This window comes from Zhengella mangrovi (genome assembly GCF_002727065.1).
Classification (GTDB): domain Bacteria; phylum Pseudomonadota; class Alphaproteobacteria; order Rhizobiales; family Rhizobiaceae; genus Zhengella; species Zhengella mangrovi.
In genome coordinates this window covers 105,110-127,055 of record NZ_PDVP01000002.1, presented here as the reverse complement: position 1 = coordinate 127,055, position 21,946 = coordinate 105,110, and the positions used below count along the sequence as shown (strand labels likewise).

Genomic DNA, 21,946 nt, shown 5'->3' with positions numbered 1-21,946 from the left:
AGGCGTCACACATCGCCACGCGGGCGGGCAATTTCATGCAAGCATTGCGCGATTCGATCTTGTGGTTCGACCCGGATTCTTCTAGATTCGCACCATGCCTGAAAACCCGACGTGCGTGCCTGCGCCGTCCCCATTGCCGAGTTCGCCATGACGCCGTTCCGTACCATTCTTGCCATTCTGGCCGCGCTGATCCTGCTCGGGATTTCGCCCGCCAGCGCCGAAACCGACCTGCGCGCGTTCAAGCGTGACATCAAGCCGTCCGCCAGCCTGAACAAGACGCCCCAGTCCGCGCTGAGGACCGGCAAGAAGGCGAAATCGCTGAAATCCAGGAAGGCAGCCGCGAAGAAGACCGCGATTTCCCGCAAGATCGCCGCTGTGACGACGAAAAAGGCGAAGGTTTCGCCCGATTCGAAATACGAGGCGAAGTTCGCGCCGCAGACCGTGCTCTTCGCCGGCTACAAGCCGGGCACCATCGTCATCAAGTCGGCCACCAAGGAACTGTTCTACGTCGAGAGCCCGTTCCGTGCCACGCGCTACCGCGTGGCTGTCGGCAAGGAAGGTCTCGGCTTCACCGGGCGTGCCACCGTGGGCGACAAGCAGGAATGGCCCCGCTGGATTCCCACCGCCGACATGATCAAGCGGTCGCCGGAAAAATACGGGAAATACAAGGACGGCATGGATGGCGGGCCGGACAATCCGCTGGGCGCCCGCGCCATCTACCTCTACCAGGGCAAGAACGACACCCATATCCGCATCCACGGCACAACGGCGCCGCAGTCGATCGGTACGGCCTCGTCGAACGGTTGCTTCCGGATGATCAATGCCCATGTCATCGAACTGTTCGAGAAGGTGAAGATGGGTGCCGAAGTCGTCGTGCTCTGACGCGCTTTTAAGCCAATCCTTGAAAGGCCGGCCGCTGCGCCGGCCTTTTTGTTTGCCCGGCAGGCCGACAAGACAGGTGGAAAATTTCAGGATCGGGAATTTTTTGACTGGCGGAATCGGCTCCATCGCGATAACCCTCCAATCCCATGGCGCGATATGTTTTTATCACTGGCGGCGTGGTTTCCTCCCTCGGCAAAGGCATCGCTGCGGCAGCGCTGGGCGCACTGCTTCAGGCGCGTGGCTACCGTGTGCGGATCAGGAAACTCGACCCCTATCTCAACGTTGATCCGGGCACGATGTCGCCCTATCAGCATGGCGAAGTCTTTGTGACCGACGACGGGGCGGAAACCGACCTCGATCTCGGCCACTACGAGCGGTTTACCGGCCGGTCTGCGAACCAGCAGGACAACATCACCACCGGCCGCATCTACAAGAACATCATCGACAAGGAACGGCGCGGCGACTACCTCGGCGCCACCGTCCAGGTCATCCCGCACGTGACGAACGAGATCAAGGATTTCGTCATCGAGGGCAACGACGACTACGATTTCGTCCTGTGCGAGATCGGCGGCACGGTCGGCGACATCGAGGCGATGCCCTTCCTGGAAGCGATCCGCCAGCTCGGCAACGACCTGCCGCGCGGCCAGGCGATCTACATCCACCTGACGCTCATGCCCTATATCCCGGCGGCGGGCGAACTGAAGACCAAGCCGACGCAGCATTCCGTCAAGGAACTGCGCTCCATCGGCATCGCGCCGGACATCCTGCTGGTGCGTGCCGACCGGCCGGTCCCGTCGGAAGAGCGCCGCAAGCTGTCGCTGTTCTGCAACGTGCGGGAAAGCGCCGTCATCCAGGCGCTCGACGTCGCCAACATCTACGATGTACCGATTGCCTATCACGCCGAGGGTCTCGACGGCGAAGTGCTGTCCGCCTTCGGCATCGACCCTGCGCCCAAGCCGCGCATGGAGCGCTGGCAGGAGGTCTCCGACCGGATTCACAACCCGGAAGGCGAGGTGACCATTGCCGTCGTCGGCAAGTACACCGGCCTCAAGGACGCCTACAAGTCGCTCATCGAGGCGCTGGCGCACGGCGGCATGGCCAACCGTGTCCGCGTCAAGCTGGAGTGGATCGAAGCGGAAATCTTCGAGAAGGAAGATCCCGCGCCCTGGCTGGAAAAGGTCCACGGCATCCTCGTTCCCGGCGGCTTCGGCGAGCGCGGTGCGGAAGGCAAGATCCTCGCGGCCAAGTTCGCGCGCGAGCGCAAGGTGCCCTATTTCGGCATCTGTTTCGGCATGCAGATGGCCTGCATCGAGGCCGCCCGGTCGCTCGCGGGCATCGGCAAGGCGTCGTCCACCGAGTTCGGCCCCACCAACGAGCCGGTCGTCGGCCTAATGACCGAATGGCTGAAGGGCAACATGCTGGAAAAGCGCAAGTCCTCCGGCGATCTTGGCGGAACCATGCGTCTCGGCGCCTATCCGGCGAAGCTGAAGGAAGGCACGCGGATCGCCGGCATCTACGGCTCCACCGCCATTTCCGAACGTCACCGCCACCGCTACGAGGTCAACGTCGACTACATGGAGCGGCTGGAATCCTGCGGGCTGGTCTTCTCGGGCCTATCGCCGGACGGCGTTCTGCCGGAAACGGTCGAATATGCCGACCATCCCTGGTTCATCGGCGTGCAGTACCACCCCGAACTCAAGTCACGGCCCTTCGAGCCCCATCCGCTCTTCGCCAGCTTCATCACCGCGGCGGTGGAACAAAGCCGCCTCGTGTAGCAGCCGTCACGCGACACTGTCACGAAGCGGTGTTACCATTCGCCCGGTTTGAACAGGGGGAATCGGTATGGACCTGATCGGCATTGGCATTCTCGTCGTGCTCGCGCTCTATGCGGTCATGACCTACAACGGCCTCGTCAAGGCGCGCCAGATGGTGCGCGAGGCTTGGTCCGGCATTGACGTGCAGCTCAAGCGCCGCGCCGACCTGATCCCCAACATCGTCAACACGGTGAAGGGCTACGCCGCGCATGAGCAGGAAACGCTGCAGCGCGTGACCGAGATGCGCACCAGGGCGCAGTCGGTCCCGGCCGATGACGTCGCGGGAAGGGCGGCCGCCGAAGGCATGCTGTCGCAGGCCCTCGGTCGCCTGATGGCCGTGGCCGAGGCCTATCCCGACCTCAAGGCGAACGAGAATTTCCGCGATCTCCAGGGCACGCTCGACAAGATCGAGGGCGAGTTGCAGATGGCGCGCCGTTACTACAACGGCGCGGCCCGCGACCTGAACGTCCGCGTGGAAAGCTTTCCCTCCAACCTCGTCGCCAGCACGTTCAAGTTCGGCATGGCTGATTATTTCGAGATCGAGAACGCGTCCGATCGCGCCGTGCCGGAGGTCAGCTTCGACAAATGAGAGGGGCATCTCCGATGGCTGGCGCCGTGCGGTCCGTCGCGCTTCTCCTCCTCCTGGCCGCCGCATGGGCCAATGCCGCGCCGGCCAGTGCCGAGGAATTCATCTCCCAGTTCCGCTCGGCCGTGACGATCGGCCAGGATGGAACACTCGCCGTGCGCGAAGATATCCGCGTCCACGCCGAGGGGCGGCAGATCCGCCGCGGCATCTACCGTGATTTTCCCTTGCAGTTCGAGGGGCCCGATGGCCGCCTGCACCAGGTCGGTTTCACCGTCACCTCGGTCAAGCGTGGCGGCCGGCCGGAGCCCTATCATATCGAGCGCAACCGCAAGATCGCGCGCGTCTACATCGGCGATGCCAATGTCTTCCTCGATCCCGGCTTCTATGAATACGAGATCGCCTATACCACGGACCGCCAGATCCGCTTCTTCGACGACCACGACGAACTGCTCTGGAACGTCACCGGCAACGGCTGGGACTTCGACATCCAGGACGTGCGGGCCACCGTCACCCTGCCGCCGGGCGGGAAGATCGACGATACCGTATCCTACACCGGCGCTTATGGCTCGACCGCGAACAATGCCCTGGCCCAGGTGTCCGCCGACCGGAATACGGTCGAGTTCCGGTCCACGCGGCCCCTGCGTCCGCGCGAAGGCATGACGGTCGGGGTCGGGTTCGCCAAGGAGCTGGTGCCGCAACCGACCCAGGTTGACGAACTGGGCTACTGGGTGCGCGAGAACCGGGATCTCGTGGTGCTCGGCAGCGGGCTGATGCTGGTGCTGGCCTATTACCTTTTCGGCTGGTGGCGCGTCGGCCGCGACCTTCCCGCCGGCGTCATCGTGCCGCGCTGGGATGCGCCGGAAGGCATTTCGCCGGCGCTGACCAGCTACATCGACCGCAAGGGGCTGGCCGGGGGTGGATGGGGCGCCATCGCCGCCGGCATCCTCAACCTCGCCGTCAAGGGGCACGTCCGCCTCGAGGATGTCGGCGACAAGACGACCATCGTGCTGGAGGATGGCAAACCGCCGCCGCTTTCCCTCCCGGTGGGCGAGGCGGCACTGCTGAAGAGCGTGCGCGGCGGCGGTGGCCGTCTCAGGCTGGCGAAGGCCGACGGTCCGCGGGTCAAGACCATGCAGAGTTCGTTTTCCGCCGCCATGGAGCGCGAGCACCGCAACGCCTTCTACATCCGCAACCTCGGTTGGGTCGTCGGTGGCATCGCGCTGTCGGTCGTCGTGCTTGGCGTCACCATTTTGCTCGGCAATCTCGCCGAGGAGGAAATCGCGCTCGTGGCGTTCCTCGGCATTGCCTCGGTCATCGCCACGGTTGTCATTGCCAACGTGGCGCGCGATTTCAGTTCCGGCCTGGCAGGCAAGATCAAGGCCGTCTGGACCTCCGGTCTCGTCCTGGTGATGCTGTTCTCCTTTGGCGGTGGCCTGGTCTCCTCCATCGTCGAGGACCGGTTGCCCTTGCTGGCGGGCGGCCTGCTGGCGCTGGCGGTCCTCAACGGGCTCTTCTACGTGCTGATGGGCGCGCCGACACCGCTCGGGCGCCGCATGATGGACGGCATCGAGGGACTGAAGACCTATATCCGGCTTGCCGAATCGGACCGCATGAACCTCAAGGGCGCGCCGGCCATGTCGCCCGAGCACTACGAGACCCTCTTGCCCTATGCCGTGGCCCTGCGGCTCGAAAAACCGTGGACGCAGGCTTTCCAGACCTGGCTGGTGACGGCCGCCGCGGCGGGAACGGCTGCCGCCGTGGGCTACTACGGGCCGCGCTGGTATTCCGGCCATTCGTTCAACGCCGATGATTTCGGCAGGTCGATCGGCCATGTCACCGCGGGGCTCGAATCGAGCCTGGCGGCGTCCATCCCGGCGCCGAAATCCTCCTCGTCGGGATTTTCCGGCGGTAGCGGCGGGTTTTCCGGCGGCGGTGGCGGCGGCGGGGGAGGAGGCGGCTGGTAGCCGTCTTGAAGGCCGCCCGCCGGCAGGATATGACTCCGGCAACGGCCGTTTCCGGGGCAGGGGCGGTGCAATTCCAACGGGGACCGGTGGGGATACCCTTGCAAGCATCATTCAAGTTCGCCCGGCGCCTGCCCGCACTGCTGACATTGCTGGCCATGGTGGTCCTGTCGGCCTGCCAGGGCGTCGATGTCGTCGAGTTCGCGCCGCTTTCAGGCAAGTATTCAGCCCTGGTCGTCAACGCCGATACCGGCAACGAGGTCTTTGCCGAGGCCGCGGACACGCCGCGTTTCCCGGCGTCGCTCACCAAGATGATGACGCTTTACCTCCTGTTCGAGGCGATCGAGAGCGGCAGGGTTTCGCGGGACGGAACGATTCCGGTTTCCGCCCATGCCGCCCGCCAGCCGCCCTCGAAGCTCGGGCTGAAGGCGGGCGACGACCTGCCGGTCGATACCGCCATCCGCGCCCTGGCCATCAAGTCGGCCAATGACGTCGCCGCGGCCGTGGGCGAAGCGCTGGCCGGCTCGGAAAGCGCCTTCGCGACCGTCATGACGGCGAAGGCCCAGGCGCTCGGCATGAGCCGGACGCGGTTTCGCAATGCCTCCGGCCTGCCCGACAACGCGCAGGTCACCACGGCCCGCGACATGGCCCGCCTCGGCATCCTGCTGCGCAAGCGGTTTCCGCAATACTTCGGCTACTTCGACATGACGCAGTTCAGCTACAACGGCCGGACGATCCGTGGCCACAACCGGCTCCTGGGTGATCCCGGCGTCGACGGCATCAAGACCGGCTACATCCGCGCCTCGGGCTTCAACATCGTCACCTCGGTCACCCGTCGCGGCAAGCGTTTCATCGTCGTCGTCATGGGCGGCGACAGCGGCCGCGAGCGGGATACCCGTGTACGCCAGCTGATTGCCGCCTACGCGAAGTGACGGCGCGGGATCGGTGGCCTCGATGGCCGGGGCCGGGCGTGGGTCAAAGCCCCGCATGCCTTGGATTTTGTCGGTTATTGCGGGTTTTTTGTATTGACCCCCCGGCGGCCTCTCAATATGGTCCGGCCACTTTCCGGGGGCCGGTTCGGCCAGCCGTGGGGAGCGCGTAGCTCAGCTGGTAGAGCAACTGACTTTTAATCAGTAGGTCCAGGGTTCGAACCCCTGCGCGCTCACCAAGAAAACCAGACCGTCCAGCGCTTTCGACCTGCTTCCATTGGTGAGGCAGGGCGGTCCGGATTGGTGCCGACTACTGCGGTGCCCTGGCCGTGAATCCCGGATCCCGTCCCTGTTTGGAGAGACAAGGGTCGCCAGCGAAGCAGCACGCAGATGTTTCACCCTGTGAAATTTTTACCCGTCAAGAATTGAACGCCCCATGAGCGCTAACCTAGCCTGTTGTTCGGAGGCGCCACCGCGTTCGACGGATGGCCGAAGGGTATTGGGCGCGGCCTGACCGCGCCACCCGGCACAGAGGAGGAGCCCGGCGATGGCCGAACTTTCGCAAAAGGACATCGACGACATTCTGCGCCTGATCGATGGGTCGAACTTCAACGAGCTGAAGCTCGAGATGGGCGACCTCAAGCTGGAAATCCGTCGTGGCGCGGTACCGGCCCATGGCGCTCCTGCGGAACCGGCCGATGCCCTTGCCGCCGGTGCGCCGGCGGTCGCGCCGGCCCGCAAGGCGCCGGAGGCGGTTGCCGCCCCCGTGACGGCATCCGGTGGCGGATCGGAAATCCCCGCGCCGCTGCTTGGCACCTTCTACCGTGCGCCGAAGCCGGGCGCCGATCCGTTCATCAGGGTCGGCGACCGGGTCACCGCCGATACGGTGATCGGCATCATCGAGGTCATGAAGCTGATGAACTCGGTCACCGCCGGCGTTGCCGGCACGGTCACCGAGATCGTCGCCCAGGATGGCCAGCTCGTCGAACACGGCCAGGCGCTGATCCGCGTTCAGGCGGCCTGATCCGGCGGAGCGCGGCATGGCCACGATCAAGCGTATCTTCATCGCAAACCGGGGCGAGATCGCCGTTCGCGTGATCCGGACCTGCCGCGCCCTCGGTATCGAGACCGTGCTTGGCGTTTCGGAGGCCGACCGGGCCTCGCTGGGTGCGAATCTGGCCGACCGTGCTGTCTGCCTGGGACCCGCACCGTCGGCGCAAAGCTACCTGCGGGTCGGCACCGTGGTCGAGGCGGCGAAGGCCACTGGCTGCGATGCCATCCATCCGGGCTACGGTTTTCTGTCCGAAAACCGGGCGCTGGCCCAGGCCTGCGCCGACCATGATCTGATCTTCATCGGTCCCGATGTCGCCAACCTGGACGCGGTCGGCGACAAGCTGACGGCGCGAACGCATGCCGAGCAGGCCGGGGTGCCCCTGGTGCCGGGCGGATCGGCGGAAACGGTCGAGGAAGCGCTCGTCATCGCCGACCTCGTCGGCTATCCCATGCTGATCAAGGCGGTGGCCGGCGGTGGCGGCAAGGGCATGAAGCGGGTCGACCGCGCCGAAGACCTGCCGGCCATGCTGGACATGGCCATTGCCGAGGCGACATCCGCCTTTGGCGACGGCCGCGTCTACCTGGAGCGATACGTCACGGTCGGCCGCCACGTCGAGGTCCAGATCATATCGGACGGGCAAACCGTGTTGCACGCCGGGGAGCGCGACTGCTCGGTCCAGCGGCGCTACCAGAAGGTTGTCGAGGAAGCGCCGGCGCCGAACCTGCCGGAAAGGCTTCGCAACGACCTTCTGGCCGCCGCCGTCGCCTTCGCCCGCCATATCCGGTACCGCTCGCTCGGCACGGTCGAGTTTCTTGTCGATGTCGAACGCGGGGAGTTCTATTTCCTCGAGATGAATGCCCGCATCCAGGTGGAACACCCGGTCACCGAGGCTGTAACGGGACTCGACCTCGTTGCGCTGCAGATCGCCATTGCCGAGGGCAGGGCGCTCGACCTCGCCCAGGACGATATCGTGATCTCCGGTCACGCCATCGAGTGCCGGCTCAATGCCGAGGACCCGGACAATGGCTTCATGCCGAGTCCCGGCCGTGTGAGCGAGGCGTGGTTCCCCTTCCTGCCCGGCCTTCGGGTGGATACGCATATCGAAACCGGCGCGATGATCCCGCCGTTCTACGATTCCATGGTTGCCAAGCTGATCACGCACGGCAACAGCCGTTCCGGCGCCATCGCCGCCATGCGCACGGCGCTCGCCGTCTGCCGGATCGACGGTATCACCACCAACAGGGATCTGCATGCCGCGATCATGGCGAACACCCAGTTCGTCGACGGCGGCGTCGACACTGCCTTCCTGCCGGCATTCCTGAACCGCTTCCACAAGGAGAAGGCCGCATGAGCCGGGTCTCACTCATCGATACCACCGTGCGTGACGGCAACCAGTCGAACTGGGGAGCAACCGGCCTGGATACCGGGATGATGCTGCAGATCGCCCCGGTGATGGAGCGGATCGGCTTCGAGGCGATCGACTTCACCACGTCGACGCACATGGCGGTCGCCGTCCGGTTCAAGAAGGAGGACCCCTGGGAACGCCTCAGGCTGTTCCGCGAGGCGACGCCGGAGACGCCGCTGAGCTTCCTGACCACCGGCATGCGGTTCATCTCCTGGGAAGTGGCGAGCGAGGAACTGATGGAGTTCGCCTTTCGCCTCCTGGTCAAGAACGGCATTCGCCGGTTCGCGGTCATGGACCCTATGAACAACACGCCCGCCATGCTGAACATGGCCGATATCACGCGCAAGGCCGGCGGCGAGCAGATCGTGGCGGCGCTGACCTTCACCCTGTCGCCGTTGCACGACGATGCCCACTGGGTGCAGAAGACGCGCGAACTTTGCGCGACGGGCAGGTTCGACAAGCTCTACGTCAAGGATCCGGGCGGGCTGATTTCGCCGGACCGGGCGGCAACGTTGTTCCCGGCGCTCTTGACGGCGGCCGGTCCGGTGCCCCTCGAGTTCCACTCGCACACGACAATCGGGCTGGCGTCCTTTTCCTACCTCGCCGCGGCCGATGCCGGCGTGCCCTGCCTCCATACCTCCTCGTCCTCCGCGGCCAATGGAACGGGCCAGCCGGCCATGGCGCCGACCATCGCCAACCTGCGCGACCTCGGCCATACCGTGGATGTCGATGACGAGGCCGTGCGCGAAATGGATGCCTATTTCACGGCGCTGGCCGGCGCGGAGGGGCTGTCGCATCGCGGCCCGGGCGATTACGACCGCGGCTACTTCCGCCACCAGATCCCGGGCGGCGTGATGGGAACCTTGACGCGGCAATTGCGTGAAACCGGACGCGGGCACTTGCTGCCGCAAGTGCTTGAAGAGGTCGTCCGGGTGCGCGCCGAATTCGGCTATCCGATCATGGTCACGCCGTTCAGCCAGCTGGTGGCCACGCAGGCGATGCTCAACGTTACCGGCAAGGAGCGCTACGAGACGGTGCCCGACGAGGTGACGCGATATGTCCTCGGGCGCTTCGGCACCCCTGCCATGCCGATGGACAAGGACGTCGAAGACCGGATCCGCTCGTCCAAGAGGGCGCGGGCACTGGAGAGCGAGGCGAAGATGGCCTCCCTGGACGAGTTGCGCGCCCGGATCGGCAGAGGCTATAGCGACGAGGAATTCCTCCTGCGCGCCGTCATGCCGGCCGACCAGGTCGATGCCATGGTCGCGGCAGGGCCAGCACGTCGCGGGTATCACCCGGGAACACGGCCTGTGATGAATCTCATTCGCGAACTGGCCGCGCGAAAGGACATTTCCTCGGTGAAGATTGCCAAACCCGGTCTCAAACTCGAACTGAACGGCTGATGATGATGCACACGCACCCGATCCGCGCCGCGGTCTTCGATATCGACGGCACGCTGGCCATGATGGACAAGGAAAAGGGCACCTACGAAGCCCTGCCGGGTGCGGTCGCCGCCCTGGATGCCTGCAAGGCCATGGGACGGCCGGCGGTCGCCTACACGAACGGCACGTTTTTCCCGCCGGCGCATTATTACCCGCTGCTGGCCGACGCGGGCCTTGTCCTCGACGCGGGTCATATCCTGACACCGGCCGCTGTCGCCGCCCACGAACTGAAAAGCCGTGGCTTTGGCCGTGTGATGGTGATGGGAGCGGAAGGCACGCGCGTGCCGATCAGCGATGCCGGTATCGAGGTCGTCCTGCCGCAGGAGGATGCGGCCGGTGTGGAGGCGATCATGCTCGGCTGGTGCCGGGAATTCACCAACAAGGATGTCGAGGCGATCTGCTCCCTCATCTGGGACAAGAACGTGCCTGTCTTCGCTGCCTCCGTCGCGCCGTTCTTTGCCTCCTCCAAGGGCCGCATGCTGGGCATTTCCGGTGCTGTCGCGGCCATGATCGAATACACCACCGGCGCCAGGGCGACCGTCTTTGGCAAGCCGTCCACGAATGGTCTCGCGATGATCACCGACCTGACCGGCGTGGCGCCGCAGGAAATGGTGGTCGTCGGTGACGATCCGGGTCTCGAGATCCGGATGGCGCGCGAAGCCGGCGCGCTCGCCGTCGGCGTGACCACGGGCCTGAACGACACCGCGGCCTTCAACGCGGTGGCCGAATCCCATCGTGCCCAGGTGGTGCTGCCGGGCCTGGAAGGATTCGCCGATCAGGAGTGGTTCCGGTGACCGCGCCGCGGGTCGTCAAGGAAGGCGAGATCCTCTGGGAGGCATCGGCGCAACGCCGCGAGGCGGCCGAGATCACCGCCTTCATGACCTGGCTTAAGGGCCGCGGTCACGCCTTCGATACCTACATGGACCTCTGGAAATGGTCTGTCGAGGACATCGCCGGCTTCTGGCAGGCGGTCTGGGACTGGTTCGAGATCATACACGACGGCGGGATCGAATCCGTCGTGACGGACGATCCGATGCCGCGCACCCGATGGTTTACGGGCACGCGGCTGAACTATGCCGAGCACGTGCTGCGCCACGAGGGCGAGGCGGCCGATGGCGAGATCATGATCGACCATTCGAGCGAGCTGCGCGAACCGGCTTCGATGACCTGGGCCGAGGTCGGCGCCGCTGTCCGCAAGCTGGCGACCCGTTTCCGCGCGATGGGCCTGGAACCGGGTGATCGCGTGGTCGCCTACATGCCGAACCTGCCGGAAACCGTGATCGCCATGCTGGCTGCAACCGCCATCGGCGCGACGTGGTCCTCGGCCGCCCCGGAGTTCGGTGCCCAGACGGTTATCGACCGTTTCAGCCAGATCGAGCCGAAGCTGGTGCTGGCGGTCAATGGCTACCGCTACGGCGGCAAGGACTATGACCGGACCGGCGACCTTGAAAAGATCCTTTCCCGCCTGCCAACGGCGGAAACCCTTGTCGTTCTCGACTATCTGCCGGGCGCCGGGCGTCCCGCCTTTGCCAGTACCACGCTTGGATGGGACGACATGATGGACGGCCCGGAGGTTGCGCGCGATGCGTTCGAGTTCACGCGCGTGGCGTCCGATCATCCGCTCTGGGTCCTTTTCTCGTCGGGCACCACGGGCCTGCCGAAGCCGATCGTGCAGGGTCATCACGGCATCGTCGTCGAGCACTGCAAGTCTGCCGCCTTCCATCTCGATGTGCCCCGCGGCGGCGCCTATTTCTGCTATTCCACGACCGGCTGGATGGTCTGGAACACCCTGATGATCGGTCCGCTGATGCGAGGCCGCGCGGTGCTCTACGATGGCCACCCGACCTGGCCCGATGCAGGCGCGCTGTGGCGCATCATGGAACGGTCGCGCGTCACCAGTTTCGGCGTCTCGCCGACCTTCATGCAGATCGTGCGGGCGCAAGGCGTCCGGCCGAGGGAGGATTTCGACATCACGTCGTTGAAATCGATGTTCCTGACCGGCTCGCCGTCCACGCCCGAGATACTGGCCTGGATCCAGGATGCCGTCGGCGCCGATCTCTATGCGACCTCGCAATCCGGCGGCACGGAGGTCTGCTCCGGCCTGCTGGCCGGATCGGTGCTCTTGCCGGCCCGGGCCGGCGAGATCCAGTGCCCGGCGCTGGGCTGCGACGCCGCCGCCTTCGACGAGGACGGCCGGCCGGTCGTCGGCGAAGTCGGCGAACTCGTCGTGCGCAAGCCCATGCCGTCGATGCCGCTGTTCTTCTGGGGCGACGAGGACTTTGCCCGCTACACCGACAGTTATTTCGACGTCTATCCCGGCATTTGGCGCCATGGCGACCGGGTGCGGTTCACCGAAACCGGCGGCTCCTACGTGCTCGGACGGTCGGATGCCACGCTGAACCGGTTCGGCGTGCGGATCGGTTCGGCGGAAATCTACCGCACCATCGAGACCTTCCCGGAGATCGCCGAAAGCCTGATCGTCTGCATCGAGGAGGAAGGCGGCGGCTACTACATGCCGCTCTTCCTCCAGATGGCACCCGGCAAGGCGTTCTCCGGCGACCTGCAGAAGGAGATCGTGCGCCGCTTGCGTAGCGAGCGCAGTCCACGCCACGTTCCGGACGAGATCGTCGTCGCTCCGGAAATCCCGATGACGCTCACGGGCAAGAAGATGGAAGTGCCTGTGCGCAAGCTCTTGCTCGGTGAACGGCTGCACAAGGTCGCGAGCAAGGATGCGACGCGCAATCCTGCCGCCCTCGACTGGTTCGCCGATTTCGCCTCGGCACGCCGCAACAGGGGATGACACCATCCATGCAAGCTGCGAGCATTTTCAGCGTCGAGAACCGGGTGGCTTTCGTTACCGGCGCCGGGGCCGGACTGGGGCGCGAAATGGCGCTCGTCCTTGCGGCCAATGGTGCACGGCTTGCCTGTTTCGACATGGATGCGGCCGCGCTTGCCGAAACGGTGTCGATGATCGGCGCAGAGACCCTAACGTTTGCCGGCGACGTGCGTGACGCCGACGCCCTGGCCGATGCGATTGCCCGGACCGTCGCGAGACATGGCAGGCTGGATATCGCGGTCGCCAATGCCGGCGTGTCGGATCGCCCGGGCGCGGTGCTGCACGAGACCGATCCGGCCGACTGGCAGACGGTCATCGACATCAACCTGAACGGCGTCTTCAACACCTGCCGTCCCGCGCTGGCGCAGATGAGCGCCCAACGGTCCGGCAAGCTGATCACCGTCGCCTCGATGTGGGGGCTCGCCGGACCGGCGGGCCTCTTCCCGCGTCCGGCCTACAGTGCCAGCAAGGGCGCGGTCGTGAACCTGACCCGCGAACTGGCCCTCGAATACGCCGCGCACAACATCCAGGTGAATGCCATCTGCCCGGGGTTCTTCCGAACGGCCGGGCGACCGCGCGACGAGGACACGGCACGGCGGTTCGCCGCCTATACGCCCATGGGCAGGATTGCCGGCGCCGGCGAGATCATGGGGACGACCCTTTACCTCGCCTCGTCGGCTTCGGATTTCGTCACCGGGACGACCCTTGTGATCGATGGCGGCGTGTTGGCCCGCTAGGGCAGTTCCAGCAAAGCCGGACACCGGCTTCGGGTCCGGACCAGCTTGAAAAACGACGAATGAGAGCATTGGGTTGATTCAGCGACGAGCGGAAATGCGCAAGTCGCGAGCACCGCGCCTGCTATTGTCCGGTGGCCACTTCGAACACGGCGCCTTCCAGGTCGGGCGTCACGATGACCTGGCATGGCAGCCGGCTGTTGTCGCGCGGTTCGTTCGCCATGAACTCGATCGTGTCCAGTTCGTCCTGCCGCGGTTCGGCCAGCGCGCCTTCGGCCGCCTCGATCACGTAGCAGTGGCAGGTGGCGCACATGGCGGAACCGCCGCATTCGGCGATGATCCCGGCGACACCGGCATCGCGGGCCGCGTACATGAGGGGCTCGCCGGTCTTCGCTTCGACGTCGTGGCGGTTGCCGTCGGCTTCAATGAAAGTGACCTTGACCATGCGCTGTCCTGTTCGTGCTGTCCCGGGCGGGTAATTCCGGGTAATGATCTGAAAATGCTAGATGAACTGCTTTCCGCCGTCGATGATGAGGGTCTGCCCGGTGACGAAGGCGGACAGGTTCGAGGCGAGGTAGAGAACGCCGCCCGTGATATCCTCCACCTCGGCGTTGCGCTTCAGGGCGGCCCGGTCGACGCCGTATGACTTGGCATCGGCCATGTGCCCGTAGCTCGCCTCCGTGAGGGTGAACCCAGGCGCAATGATGTTGGCGCGGATGTTGTCGCCGCCAAGTTCCTTGGCCATCACGCGCGTCATCGCGATGACGGCGCCTTTCGATGCGACGTAGTGCATCCATTGCGGCGATCCGCTGAAGACGGTGGCCGAGGCGATATTGACGATGGATCCGCCGCCGGCCGCCTTCATCAGCGGCGCGATGGCGCGGGTTGCCTGCCAGACGCCCTTGATGTTGACCGCCATGACCCGGTCCCAGACATCCTCGTCGATGTCCATGAACGGGCGGCGTTCCAGCCCGGCATAGAGTGCGGCGTTGTTGACCAGGACGTCGACGCCGCCCATGTCCGATGCGGCGGCCTCGGCCAGCGCCCGGCAGCTCTGCGCCGATGTGACATCGACCGTGGCGCAATGGCCCTGGCCTCCGGCCTCGCCGACGAGATCGGCGGTTTCCGCGATGCCGTCGGCATTGATGTCGGCGGCCAGAACCCTGGCCCCGGCTTCACCGAAGGCGACGGCAAAGGCGCGTCCGAGGCCGCCCGCGGCGCCTGTGACGATGATGCGTTTTCCCTGCAGTCCGAGACCGGCTACCATGACACGTCTCCCGTGGTCGGCAGGTTGGGGAATTCCGGGCCGTGCCCGAGATAGGTCTCGATCATCAGCTCTGCCTTTACCGCCATCGTGTTGCATTCGGCGAGCGCCCGCCCGGCCGGTGTCAGCATGTTGGGGTTCGAGCGCTCCTGCAGCATCAGGATGATCTCGGACAGGGGCACGCCGTACCACCCGGCGATGGTGCGCATGCCATGCGGCGTCGTGCGCCAGCCCTTGTCGGCATCCTTCATCACCGCGTCGTTGATGTTCTTGGCTTCTTTCACCGTGTCGTGGCCGTCGATGATCTCGAGCACGGCTTCGATGTCGACGCCTTTCGGGCGATGCCGCTCGAGAATCTCGCGGGCGATCTCGACCCCGTGGATCTCGTGGTCCCGCACAAGGTCGAGGCGCGTGGGCCGGCGGCCGATGGCGAGCAGCAGCAGGTCCTGCGGAATGCGCTTCCAGCCCACGTCATGCAGCAGGATCGCCGGCAGCACGATGCTTTCGTCGGCCTCCGGTGTCATGGCAAGCAGGGTGCGGGCCAGTCCGTAGGCAACGATGGTGTGCTCGTCGTTGTTGCGCACGTCGAGATAGGGCCTGGCGTCCTCCCAGAGCGGCAGGTCGCGCGGCAGGATCACGTCGGCTGCAGGGGCGGCTTGGTTCATTCCGGCACCTCGTAGCTGAGATAGATGGTCTTGTATTCCAGGTAGCTCTCGACCCCGTAGCGGCCTTTTTCCCGCCCGAGCCCGCTCTCCTTCATGCCGCCGAAGGGAACATGGTGCGATGACCGCTGTATGTCGTTGAGCCAGACCGATCCGGCTTCCATGCCCTCGCACAGCGACAGGCCGCGGGCGAGATCGCGGGTGAAGACGAAACCGGCGAGTCCGTAGCGGCTCGCATTGGCATGGCGCAGGGCTTCCGCCGGGCTGTCGACAGGGCAGATGCCGATGACCGGGCCGAAGGTCTCCTCGGTCAGGATCAGCATCTCGTGGGTTGCATCGGCGATGATCGTTGGCGGAAAGTAGAATCCCTTGTCGAATCCCGGCCCGGTCTTGCGGTTGCCGCCGGTCAGGATCCGCGCGCCCTTCCGCCGCGCGTCTTCCGTCTGCGCCGCCGAGTTCGCGTAGATCTTCTCGTTGACCAGCGGACCGAGATCGCCGGTGCCCCCGGCGGGCGCCAGCGTCAGCCGGGCGGTCTTTTCAGACAGCATCGCGAGGACGTCCGCGTAGACCGGCCGCTCGACGTAGACGCGGTTGACGCGGTAGCAGAACTGGCCGGAATTGGCGAAGCCGTGGCGGACGATCGCGTCGGTCGCCTTCGCGAGATCGGCATCGGCGCAGATGACCGCCGCGCTCTGGCCGCCCAGTTCCAGTGTCAACCGCTTCAACGTGCCCGTGGCCGCGGCGGCAATCGCCTTGCCGGCCGCCGTTCCCCCGGTGAAGGCGATCTTGCGCGGCACCGGGTGCTCGATCAGCGCGGCACCGATACCGCGGCCGGAGCCGGTGACGACGTTGAAGACGCCGGCTGGCAGCCCGGCCTGGAAGAACAGGTCTGCCAGCTTCAGCGTGGAGAGCGGCGTATCCTCGGCCGGCTTGGCAACCACGGTGCAGCCAGCGATCAGCGCGGCGCCCAGCTTGAACATCAGCAGCGTCACCGGGTAGTTGAAGGGCGTGATCGCTATGACCACGCCGACCGGATCGCGGGTGACGATCGTCTTTTCGCCCGGCGTGCTGCCGAGCGCGAACGTGGCATTGAGCCGCAAACCCTCCTCGGCATAGATGTCGAGCAGGTCGGCCGACCGGGAAATCTCGGCGATACAGGCCGGGAGAGGGCGGCCGAGCTCGCGGTTCAGCAGGGCGCCGACCGCTTCGGCATTGTCGCGCATCGCCTGCGCGCATTTCTTTTGCAGGCGCACGCGCTCGGCCATGGGGACATGGCGCCAGGTCTCGAAGGCACGAGCGGCCGAGGCAACGGCAAGGTCGGCGTCGCCGGCCTCGCCGTCCGGCACGGTTTCGAAGGTCTCGCCGGTTGCGGGGTCGATGACCGGCATGGTCTTCCCGGTAGCGGATGTCCGCCAGTCGCCGTCGATGAACATGTCCATGGCAGGCCCTAGATCAGGTGCAGCATGAGCCGGCCGCGCGTCGCGGCCAGTTCGCTCCTGGCCATGTCCTGCGCGGCTTCGGTCTCAAGCTTCGGGATGAGTGTTTCCAGCCGGTCGACGATGACGTGCGGGGTCACGCCGAACCAGTCGGCCGAGGTGGACACGCCGGCCACCTCGAAGCGCCAGAGCTTGTCGGCGTCGCGCACGACGCGGTCGTCGAGGTGGTGCGGGTGAGGGCGGGTGTCGTGCCCGTCGATGATCTCGCAGACGGCGGCGATCACCGTTTCATTCCAGCCGGTGTTGGCAAGCACGTCATTTGCCAGCCGGACGCCTTCCTGCTCGTGCCGGTAGCGAACGTCCGACTGCAGGAAATTCTCCGAGCGGAATCCCTCGGCGACGATGGTCTCCATGTCGATGGCGTACCAGCCGATGTCATGCAGCAGGATCGCGAGGGAACAGATGTCGCGATCGGCGTCCGGATAGGCTTCAAGCAGGCGCTGGCACCAGGCAAACGACAGCGGAATGTGAATGTCGTTCTTGCGGGCGCGCAGATAGGGCTCGGCTTCGCGCCAGACGTCATCGTAGCGCGCAAGGCCATCTGAAGTGTCGAGCATCACCAATCCCAATGAAAGGGAGCGCGAACCCGGCCGGTCCGCGCTCCGGTTCGCGGTGTCAGTCGAGAATCTCGACCGTCCCCTTGTTGCCATCGACCCTGAGCTTCATGCCGGTCTTGATCTTGGACGAGGCATTGCCCGTACCGGTCACGGCCGGCAGGCCATACTCGCGGCAGACGATGGCCGCGTGGCTCATCATGCCGCCGATATCGGTCACGGCAGCAGCGATCTTGCCGAAGACCGGCGCCCAGCTCGGCGCCGTCACCGGGGTGACGAGAATGTCGCCCTTTTGCAGCTGGCCGAGTTCGTCCGGGCTCGACAGCACGCGCGCCACGCCTTCGACAACGCCCGGCGCGGCTGCCATGCCTTCGAGGCCCGATCCGCCTTCATCCGACTTGACCCAGCGCTTGACGGCATCCGACGTGATGCCCCAGAGCATGATCGTGAAGGGTTCCGTGATGACGTCCGGCGGGTTGTTGAGCGCCGGCAGCGGACGATGCGCCGACAGGGCCTTGTAGATCTTGCGGCGGCGCTCGATCTCTTCCGGCCAGACGCTGGAGCCGCGGTTGGGCACGCCGATGGCCCAGCTGGAGGAGTAGTCCCACAGCACGTCGCGCACCTCGTTGCGGTTCAGGAAGAACATGTCGTCCTCGTTCTTCCAGAAGCCGTGCCTTGCCAGCAGGCTGGAGAGCTGCCGCATCTTGCGCCAGAACACGCCGATCGCCCAGTGCTCGATGTAGAAGTTGTGGTCCTCGACATAGGGGAAGACCACGCGGGCAAGGCCGAGCTTCTGGTCGAAGACGCCCTGTGCTTCCTCGTCCATCATCTCGCGGTATTCGGCAGTGATGCGGTCACGCTCCTTCAGCAGCGCTTCCGTCGGGCGCATGATCTCCTCGCCCTGCTCGACGCGCTCGATGTAGTCGCGCAGGTATCCCATCGGGATGTCGAGATGGTCGATCCAGTACTTGTCCGTCGAGTAGAAGCCGTTGCCGGAGGTGAAGTTGAACCAGGGGTTCTTGGCGTCTTCCCACTGTTTCAGCCACTGTTCGCCACCCGGCGCCTTGGCCACGGCGGCAAGCGCCTCGTCCGCGGAACCGGACTTCAGCGCATCGGCGCAACCGAGTTCGACCGCGCGCTTCGCCAGCTTCTTGATCTCGTCGTCGGGACGGAACAGCTCGCTGTCCACGCCCTGCACCATCTTGGCGATGGCCTGGTCCGGAATGGAGGGGAACTGTTCCTTCACGAAACCGAAGAAGTCGAGATAGGCGGCATAGCCGAGGTTCAGGAACTCGAAGTGGTACTGCCAGATCTTGTAGGCAAGCTCGATGGCCTTGTCATACTGGTCGAACAGCTGGTTGGTCGAATCCAGGCCCTTGCCGCCTGTCACCACCTCGATGTCCTCGACCTCGGGCAGTTCCTCGAAGTGGATGGCCTCGAGTTCCTCGATCTTGGCCATCACCTTCTTCTTCCAGTTGGCGTAGAGATCGCCCCAGTTCATGAAGTAGTGACCGGCGCGTTCCATGAACTGCGGGACGCGGGCTTCGATCTTCTCCGGCGCCACGGCGACCGGCGAGAAATACACGTAGCCGTTCAGGATGCGATAATCGACGCCATTGGCCGGCGGCACCACCAGGTGGCGGGTGTTGTACTGCCCGAGGCCCTTGATGGCGAAGTCGAGCATGATCGTGTCGAACGGGCGGAACGGCGTCGGCCAGTGCTGCGAATTGCAGAACCAGAAGGTCGCATCGTCGACGGCGCGCCGCGCCGGCTGGAAATGCGTGTAATAGGGGTACAGGTCTTTCCAGCCTTCCGCGCCCTCGGGTGTTTCCACCTCGAAGGCACTCGGAAACATGCTTTTGTGCACATTCATTCTCATTCCTCCCTTATGAATGAATTGGTCTGCCCGTCAGCCTTTCGAAGCAAGCGGATTGTTCAGCGTGTTGACGATGCCTATCATCCCCGTCGCGTAGCTTGTCTTCGGCTTCTCGACCTTTTTCTGCGACCAGATGGTTTCCGGCCGGCTCTGCAGTGCCAGCAGGTTCTCCCCCTCGGGCAGGTCGGCGTCGATGGCCCACTCGACGTCCTGCGGGCACTTGTTCTGCCGTTCCAGCCGCTTGGCCAGGCGGGCCACGGCCAGCACCTCGGCATCCGACAGGCTGGGCTGCTTGCGGCGATGCTCATCGACCTCCCGTTCGATGGCCTCTCCGGCTGCCTCGTCGCCGACCAGTTCGACATGCTTGTCGGAAATCTTGCGGTCGATGATCTCCTCGAGCACCTTTTCAACGACGAAATTGTCCGGTGTCACGACGCCGGAAACGACCATTTCGCCGAGGCCCCATGAGGCATCGATCACGATGCGGGTGCGGTCACCGGTGCCGGGATCGAGTGTCATGGCGACGCCGGCGGCCTTCGCGTTGACCATTTTCTGGACGCCAACGCTCATCAGCACGTCGATATGCGGGATCCGGTTCTTCTCGCGGTAGGCGACCGCCCGCGTGGTGAACAGCGATGCCCAGCAGTCGCGCACGCGGTTGACGACGTCGTCGGCGCCGCGAACCCACAGGTAGGTGTCCTGCTGGCCGGCAAAGCTGGCATCCGGCAGGTCTTCGGCCGTTGCCGAGGAGCGCACCGCGACGGGCAGGTCGTCTCCCATCTCCGCATAGGCGGCGCGGATCGCCGCCTCCACGTCCGCAGGCAGGTGATGCGACCGGATGCGCACGCGAATGGCCTGCGCGGCACGGTCGACGGCATCGATGTCCTCGGCGTCGATCGCCGTCAGGTGCCGCTCGATCTCCTTGCGCAGGCCATGGTGGTCGAGCATCGTCTGGTAGGCGTCCGTGGTCACCGCGAAGCCGGGCGGCACCGCCACGCCGGCCTGGGTCATCTCTCCCAGAGACGCGCATTTGCCGCCGACCTTGTCATGCAGGTCCTTGCCGATATCGGCGAAATTCAGCGTGTAGGAAGCTGCGCTCATGCCATTCCATCCCATTCGACCATGACCGACTGCGGCACACGGAACGTGATATTGCGGTGATACCGGGCCTCGAAGCCTTCCTTCAGGCGCAGCGACGGGAACCGTTCGGACAGTTGCCGCAGCAGGATCGTGCCTTCCATCTTTGCCAGCTGGAAGCCGAGGCAATAGTGGATGCCGTAGCCGAAGGAGAGGTGCGAGCGCGCATTCTGGCGGCTGATGTCGAGCGTTTCGCCATGCGGGAACTGCTCTTCGTCCCGGTTTGCCGAACCGGTGATCATCAGGATTTCCGCGCCTTCCGGCACCTCGACACCGCCGATCGTCGCGGCATGCCGCGCCTTGCGCCGCCAGCCGACCACCGACGGCATGTAGCGCAGCATTTCCTCCACCGCGTTCGGGATCTTCGAGGCATCGGTCTTGATCTCGTCCCAGACGTCCCGGTTCTTCATCATGGCCAGCACGTAGTTGCCCATGAAGGTCGACGTCGTCTCATGCCCGGCGAAGAGCGTGGAATAGAGCACGCCGGCGATCTCCTCGTCGGAAATCTCCGCGCCCTCTGCCTGCAGCCGCAGCAGGTCGGACGGAAAGTCGTCGCCTGGCTCCTTGCGGCGCATGTCCAGCAGGTCGTGGATGTATTTCCAGTAAGCGACCATGTCGTGGGCAACGGGGATCTGTTCCTCGTCGGACAGGTCGGACCACGTCATCCGTGCGCGGCTCAGCCCGTACTGCTTGATCTTCGGCACGTCCCGTTCCGGGATGCCCATGAGCGTGAACAGGACGTGGGCGGGGACCGGGTAGGCGACGACCTGCCAGAAATCGACCGGTTCGCCGGCCTTGCCGGCTTCTTCCAGCAGGTCGAGATGGCGGGAGACGATCTCTTCGATCTGCGGTTCGATGGACTTGAAGCGCCGCGGACCGAAGCAGGACTGGGCAACCTTGCGGATGCGGGTATGCTCCGGCGGAACGCGCGCGGTCAGCCCCGAATAGGCAGTGAAACCGCCGTCCGTCAGGATTTTCCGGCCCGCCTCGCACATCGGCCGCATCGGCTTCTGGGCATTCTCGGAGGAAAACGTCTTCCAGTCGTCGAAGATGGCCTTGATGTCGTTATAGCGGCTGACAACCCAGTATCCCGATTTCTCGTGATAGAAGATCGGTTGCTGCTTGCGGAAGAGTTCCCAGACGGCATGCGGCGCGTTGAGATCGAACGGATCGAAATCCTGCGCCTCGCTGATGGGATTCATGACGTTCATATGGATCCTCCCTTCCGGCAGGCCGGCCGCGGCACGGCTCTCCTGCCTTCGCTTCCCGTACCGGATCCTTCTCCACCCTCCAGTGGACTGATGAAGGCCGGCA

General features: G+C 65.1%; 19 protein-coding genes and 1 tRNA gene. 12 read left to right on the top strand and 8 right to left on the bottom strand.

Annotation, left to right across the window (positions count from 1 at the left end; genetic code table 11):
* Positions 1 to 147 precede the first annotated feature (147 nt).
* The 12 genes from CSC94_RS04465 to CSC94_RS04410 all read left to right on the top strand — a co-directional run bounded on the left by CSC94_RS04465 (position 148) and on the right by CSC94_RS04410 (position 13,646).
* On the top strand, positions 148 to 882 hold the full coding sequence (locus CSC94_RS04465) for a L,D-transpeptidase (RefSeq protein ID WP_099305208.1): 735 nt from the start codon (positions 148 to 150) through the stop codon (positions 880 to 882).
* A gap of 146 nt (positions 883 to 1,028) precedes the next feature.
* Positions 1,029 to 2,657, top strand: coding sequence for a CTP synthase (locus CSC94_RS04460; protein ID WP_099304238.1), 1,629 nt, complete (start codon positions 1,029 to 1,031; stop codon positions 2,655 to 2,657).
* A gap of 67 nt (positions 2,658 to 2,724) precedes the next feature.
* The gene (locus CSC94_RS04455; protein ID WP_099304236.1) at positions 2,725 to 3,285 is read left to right on the top strand and encodes a LemA family protein; all 561 of its coding nucleotides are present in this window, start codon (positions 2,725 to 2,727) and stop codon (positions 3,283 to 3,285) included.
* A gap of 14 nt (positions 3,286 to 3,299) precedes the next feature.
* A complete protein-coding gene (locus CSC94_RS04450; protein WP_165784316.1) occupies positions 3,300 to 5,246 on the top strand; it encodes a DUF2207 domain-containing protein in 1,947 nt (648 codons plus the stop codon).
* Positions 5,247 to 5,344: 98 nt separating this feature from the next.
* The gene (locus CSC94_RS04445; protein ID WP_425356502.1) at positions 5,345 to 6,175 is read left to right on the top strand and encodes a D-alanyl-D-alanine carboxypeptidase family protein; all 831 of its coding nucleotides are present in this window, start codon (positions 5,345 to 5,347) and stop codon (positions 6,173 to 6,175) included.
* Positions 6,176 to 6,335: 160 nt separating this feature from the next.
* Positions 6,336 to 6,411, top strand: a tRNA-Lys gene (locus CSC94_RS04440).
* Positions 6,412 to 6,719: 308 nt separating this feature from the next.
* On the top strand, positions 6,720 to 7,196 hold the full coding sequence (gene accB, locus CSC94_RS04435) for an acetyl-CoA carboxylase biotin carboxyl carrier protein (RefSeq protein WP_099304232.1): 477 nt from the start codon (positions 6,720 to 6,722) through the stop codon (positions 7,194 to 7,196).
* Between the two features lie 16 nt (positions 7,197 to 7,212).
* On the top strand, positions 7,213 to 8,577 hold the full coding sequence (locus CSC94_RS04430) for an acetyl-CoA carboxylase biotin carboxylase subunit (RefSeq protein ID WP_099304230.1): 1,365 nt from the start codon (positions 7,213 to 7,215) through the stop codon (positions 8,575 to 8,577).
* On the top strand, positions 8,574 to 10,034 hold the full coding sequence (locus CSC94_RS04425) for a biotin carboxyl carrier protein (RefSeq protein ID WP_099304228.1): 1,461 nt from the start codon (positions 8,574 to 8,576) through the stop codon (positions 10,032 to 10,034). The genes CSC94_RS04430 and CSC94_RS04425 overlap by 4 nt, the downstream gene beginning before the upstream one ends.
* Complete coding sequence (locus tag CSC94_RS04420; RefSeq protein ID WP_099304226.1) at positions 10,034 to 10,867, top strand: HAD-IIA family hydrolase; 834 nt, start codon at positions 10,034 to 10,036, stop codon at positions 10,865 to 10,867. The genes CSC94_RS04425 and CSC94_RS04420 overlap by 1 nt, the downstream gene beginning before the upstream one ends.
* The gene (locus CSC94_RS04415) at positions 10,864 to 12,873 is read left to right on the top strand and encodes an acetoacetate--CoA ligase (protein WP_099305204.1); all 2,010 of its coding nucleotides are present in this window, start codon (positions 10,864 to 10,866) and stop codon (positions 12,871 to 12,873) included. The genes CSC94_RS04420 and CSC94_RS04415 overlap by 4 nt, the downstream gene beginning before the upstream one ends.
* 8 nt (positions 12,874 to 12,881) lie before the next feature.
* Positions 12,882 to 13,646 carry an SDR family NAD(P)-dependent oxidoreductase gene (locus CSC94_RS04410; protein WP_165784315.1) on the top strand — a complete coding sequence of 255 codons (765 nt, stop codon included), beginning with the start codon at positions 12,882 to 12,884 and terminating at the stop codon, positions 13,644 to 13,646.
* Between the two features lie 121 nt (positions 13,647 to 13,767).
* Here the strand turns inward: CSC94_RS04410 and CSC94_RS04405 are convergent, their stop codons facing one another.
* Genes CSC94_RS04405 through CSC94_RS04370 form a run of 8 tightly spaced genes read right to left on the bottom strand, consistent with a single transcriptional unit; the run spans position 13,768 to position 21,843 of the window.
* The gene (locus CSC94_RS04405; RefSeq protein ID WP_099304222.1) at positions 13,768 to 14,088 is read right to left on the bottom strand and encodes a 2Fe-2S iron-sulfur cluster-binding protein; all 321 of its coding nucleotides are present in this window, start codon (positions 14,086 to 14,088) and stop codon (positions 13,768 to 13,770) included.
* 57 nt (positions 14,089 to 14,145) lie between these two features.
* Positions 14,146 to 14,910: an SDR family NAD(P)-dependent oxidoreductase gene (locus tag CSC94_RS04400; RefSeq protein ID WP_099304220.1), complete on the bottom strand. Its 765-nt coding sequence runs from the start codon at positions 14,908 to 14,910 to the stop codon at positions 14,146 to 14,148.
* Positions 14,904 to 15,572, bottom strand: a complete 669-nt coding sequence (locus CSC94_RS04395) for an HD domain-containing protein (RefSeq protein ID WP_099304218.1) — start codon at positions 15,570 to 15,572, stop codon at positions 14,904 to 14,906. Before CSC94_RS04395 ends, CSC94_RS04400 begins: the two co-directional genes overlap by 7 nt.
* Entirely contained in the window at positions 15,569 to 17,008 is a 1,440-nt protein-coding gene (locus CSC94_RS04390) for an aldehyde dehydrogenase family protein (RefSeq protein ID WP_099304216.1), read from the bottom strand. The genes CSC94_RS04395 and CSC94_RS04390 overlap by 4 nt, the downstream gene beginning before the upstream one ends.
* Positions 17,009 to 17,016: 8 nt before the next feature.
* Positions 17,017 to 17,622: an HD domain-containing protein gene (locus CSC94_RS04385; protein WP_099304214.1), complete on the bottom strand. Its 606-nt coding sequence runs from the start codon at positions 17,620 to 17,622 to the stop codon at positions 17,017 to 17,019.
* A gap of 58 nt (positions 17,623 to 17,680) precedes the next feature.
* Positions 17,681 to 19,492, bottom strand: coding sequence for a PEP-utilizing enzyme (locus CSC94_RS04380; RefSeq protein ID WP_099304212.1), 1,812 nt, complete (start codon positions 19,490 to 19,492; stop codon positions 17,681 to 17,683).
* 36 nt (positions 19,493 to 19,528) lie between these two features.
* Positions 19,529 to 20,596, bottom strand: coding sequence for a PEP/pyruvate-binding domain-containing protein (locus tag CSC94_RS04375; protein ID WP_245408253.1), 1,068 nt, complete (start codon positions 20,594 to 20,596; stop codon positions 19,529 to 19,531).
* Complete coding sequence (locus tag CSC94_RS04370; protein ID WP_099304208.1) at positions 20,593 to 21,843, bottom strand: cytochrome P450; 1,251 nt, start codon at positions 21,841 to 21,843, stop codon at positions 20,593 to 20,595. Before CSC94_RS04370 ends, CSC94_RS04375 begins: the two co-directional genes overlap by 4 nt.
* Positions 21,844 to 21,946 lie beyond the last annotated feature (103 nt).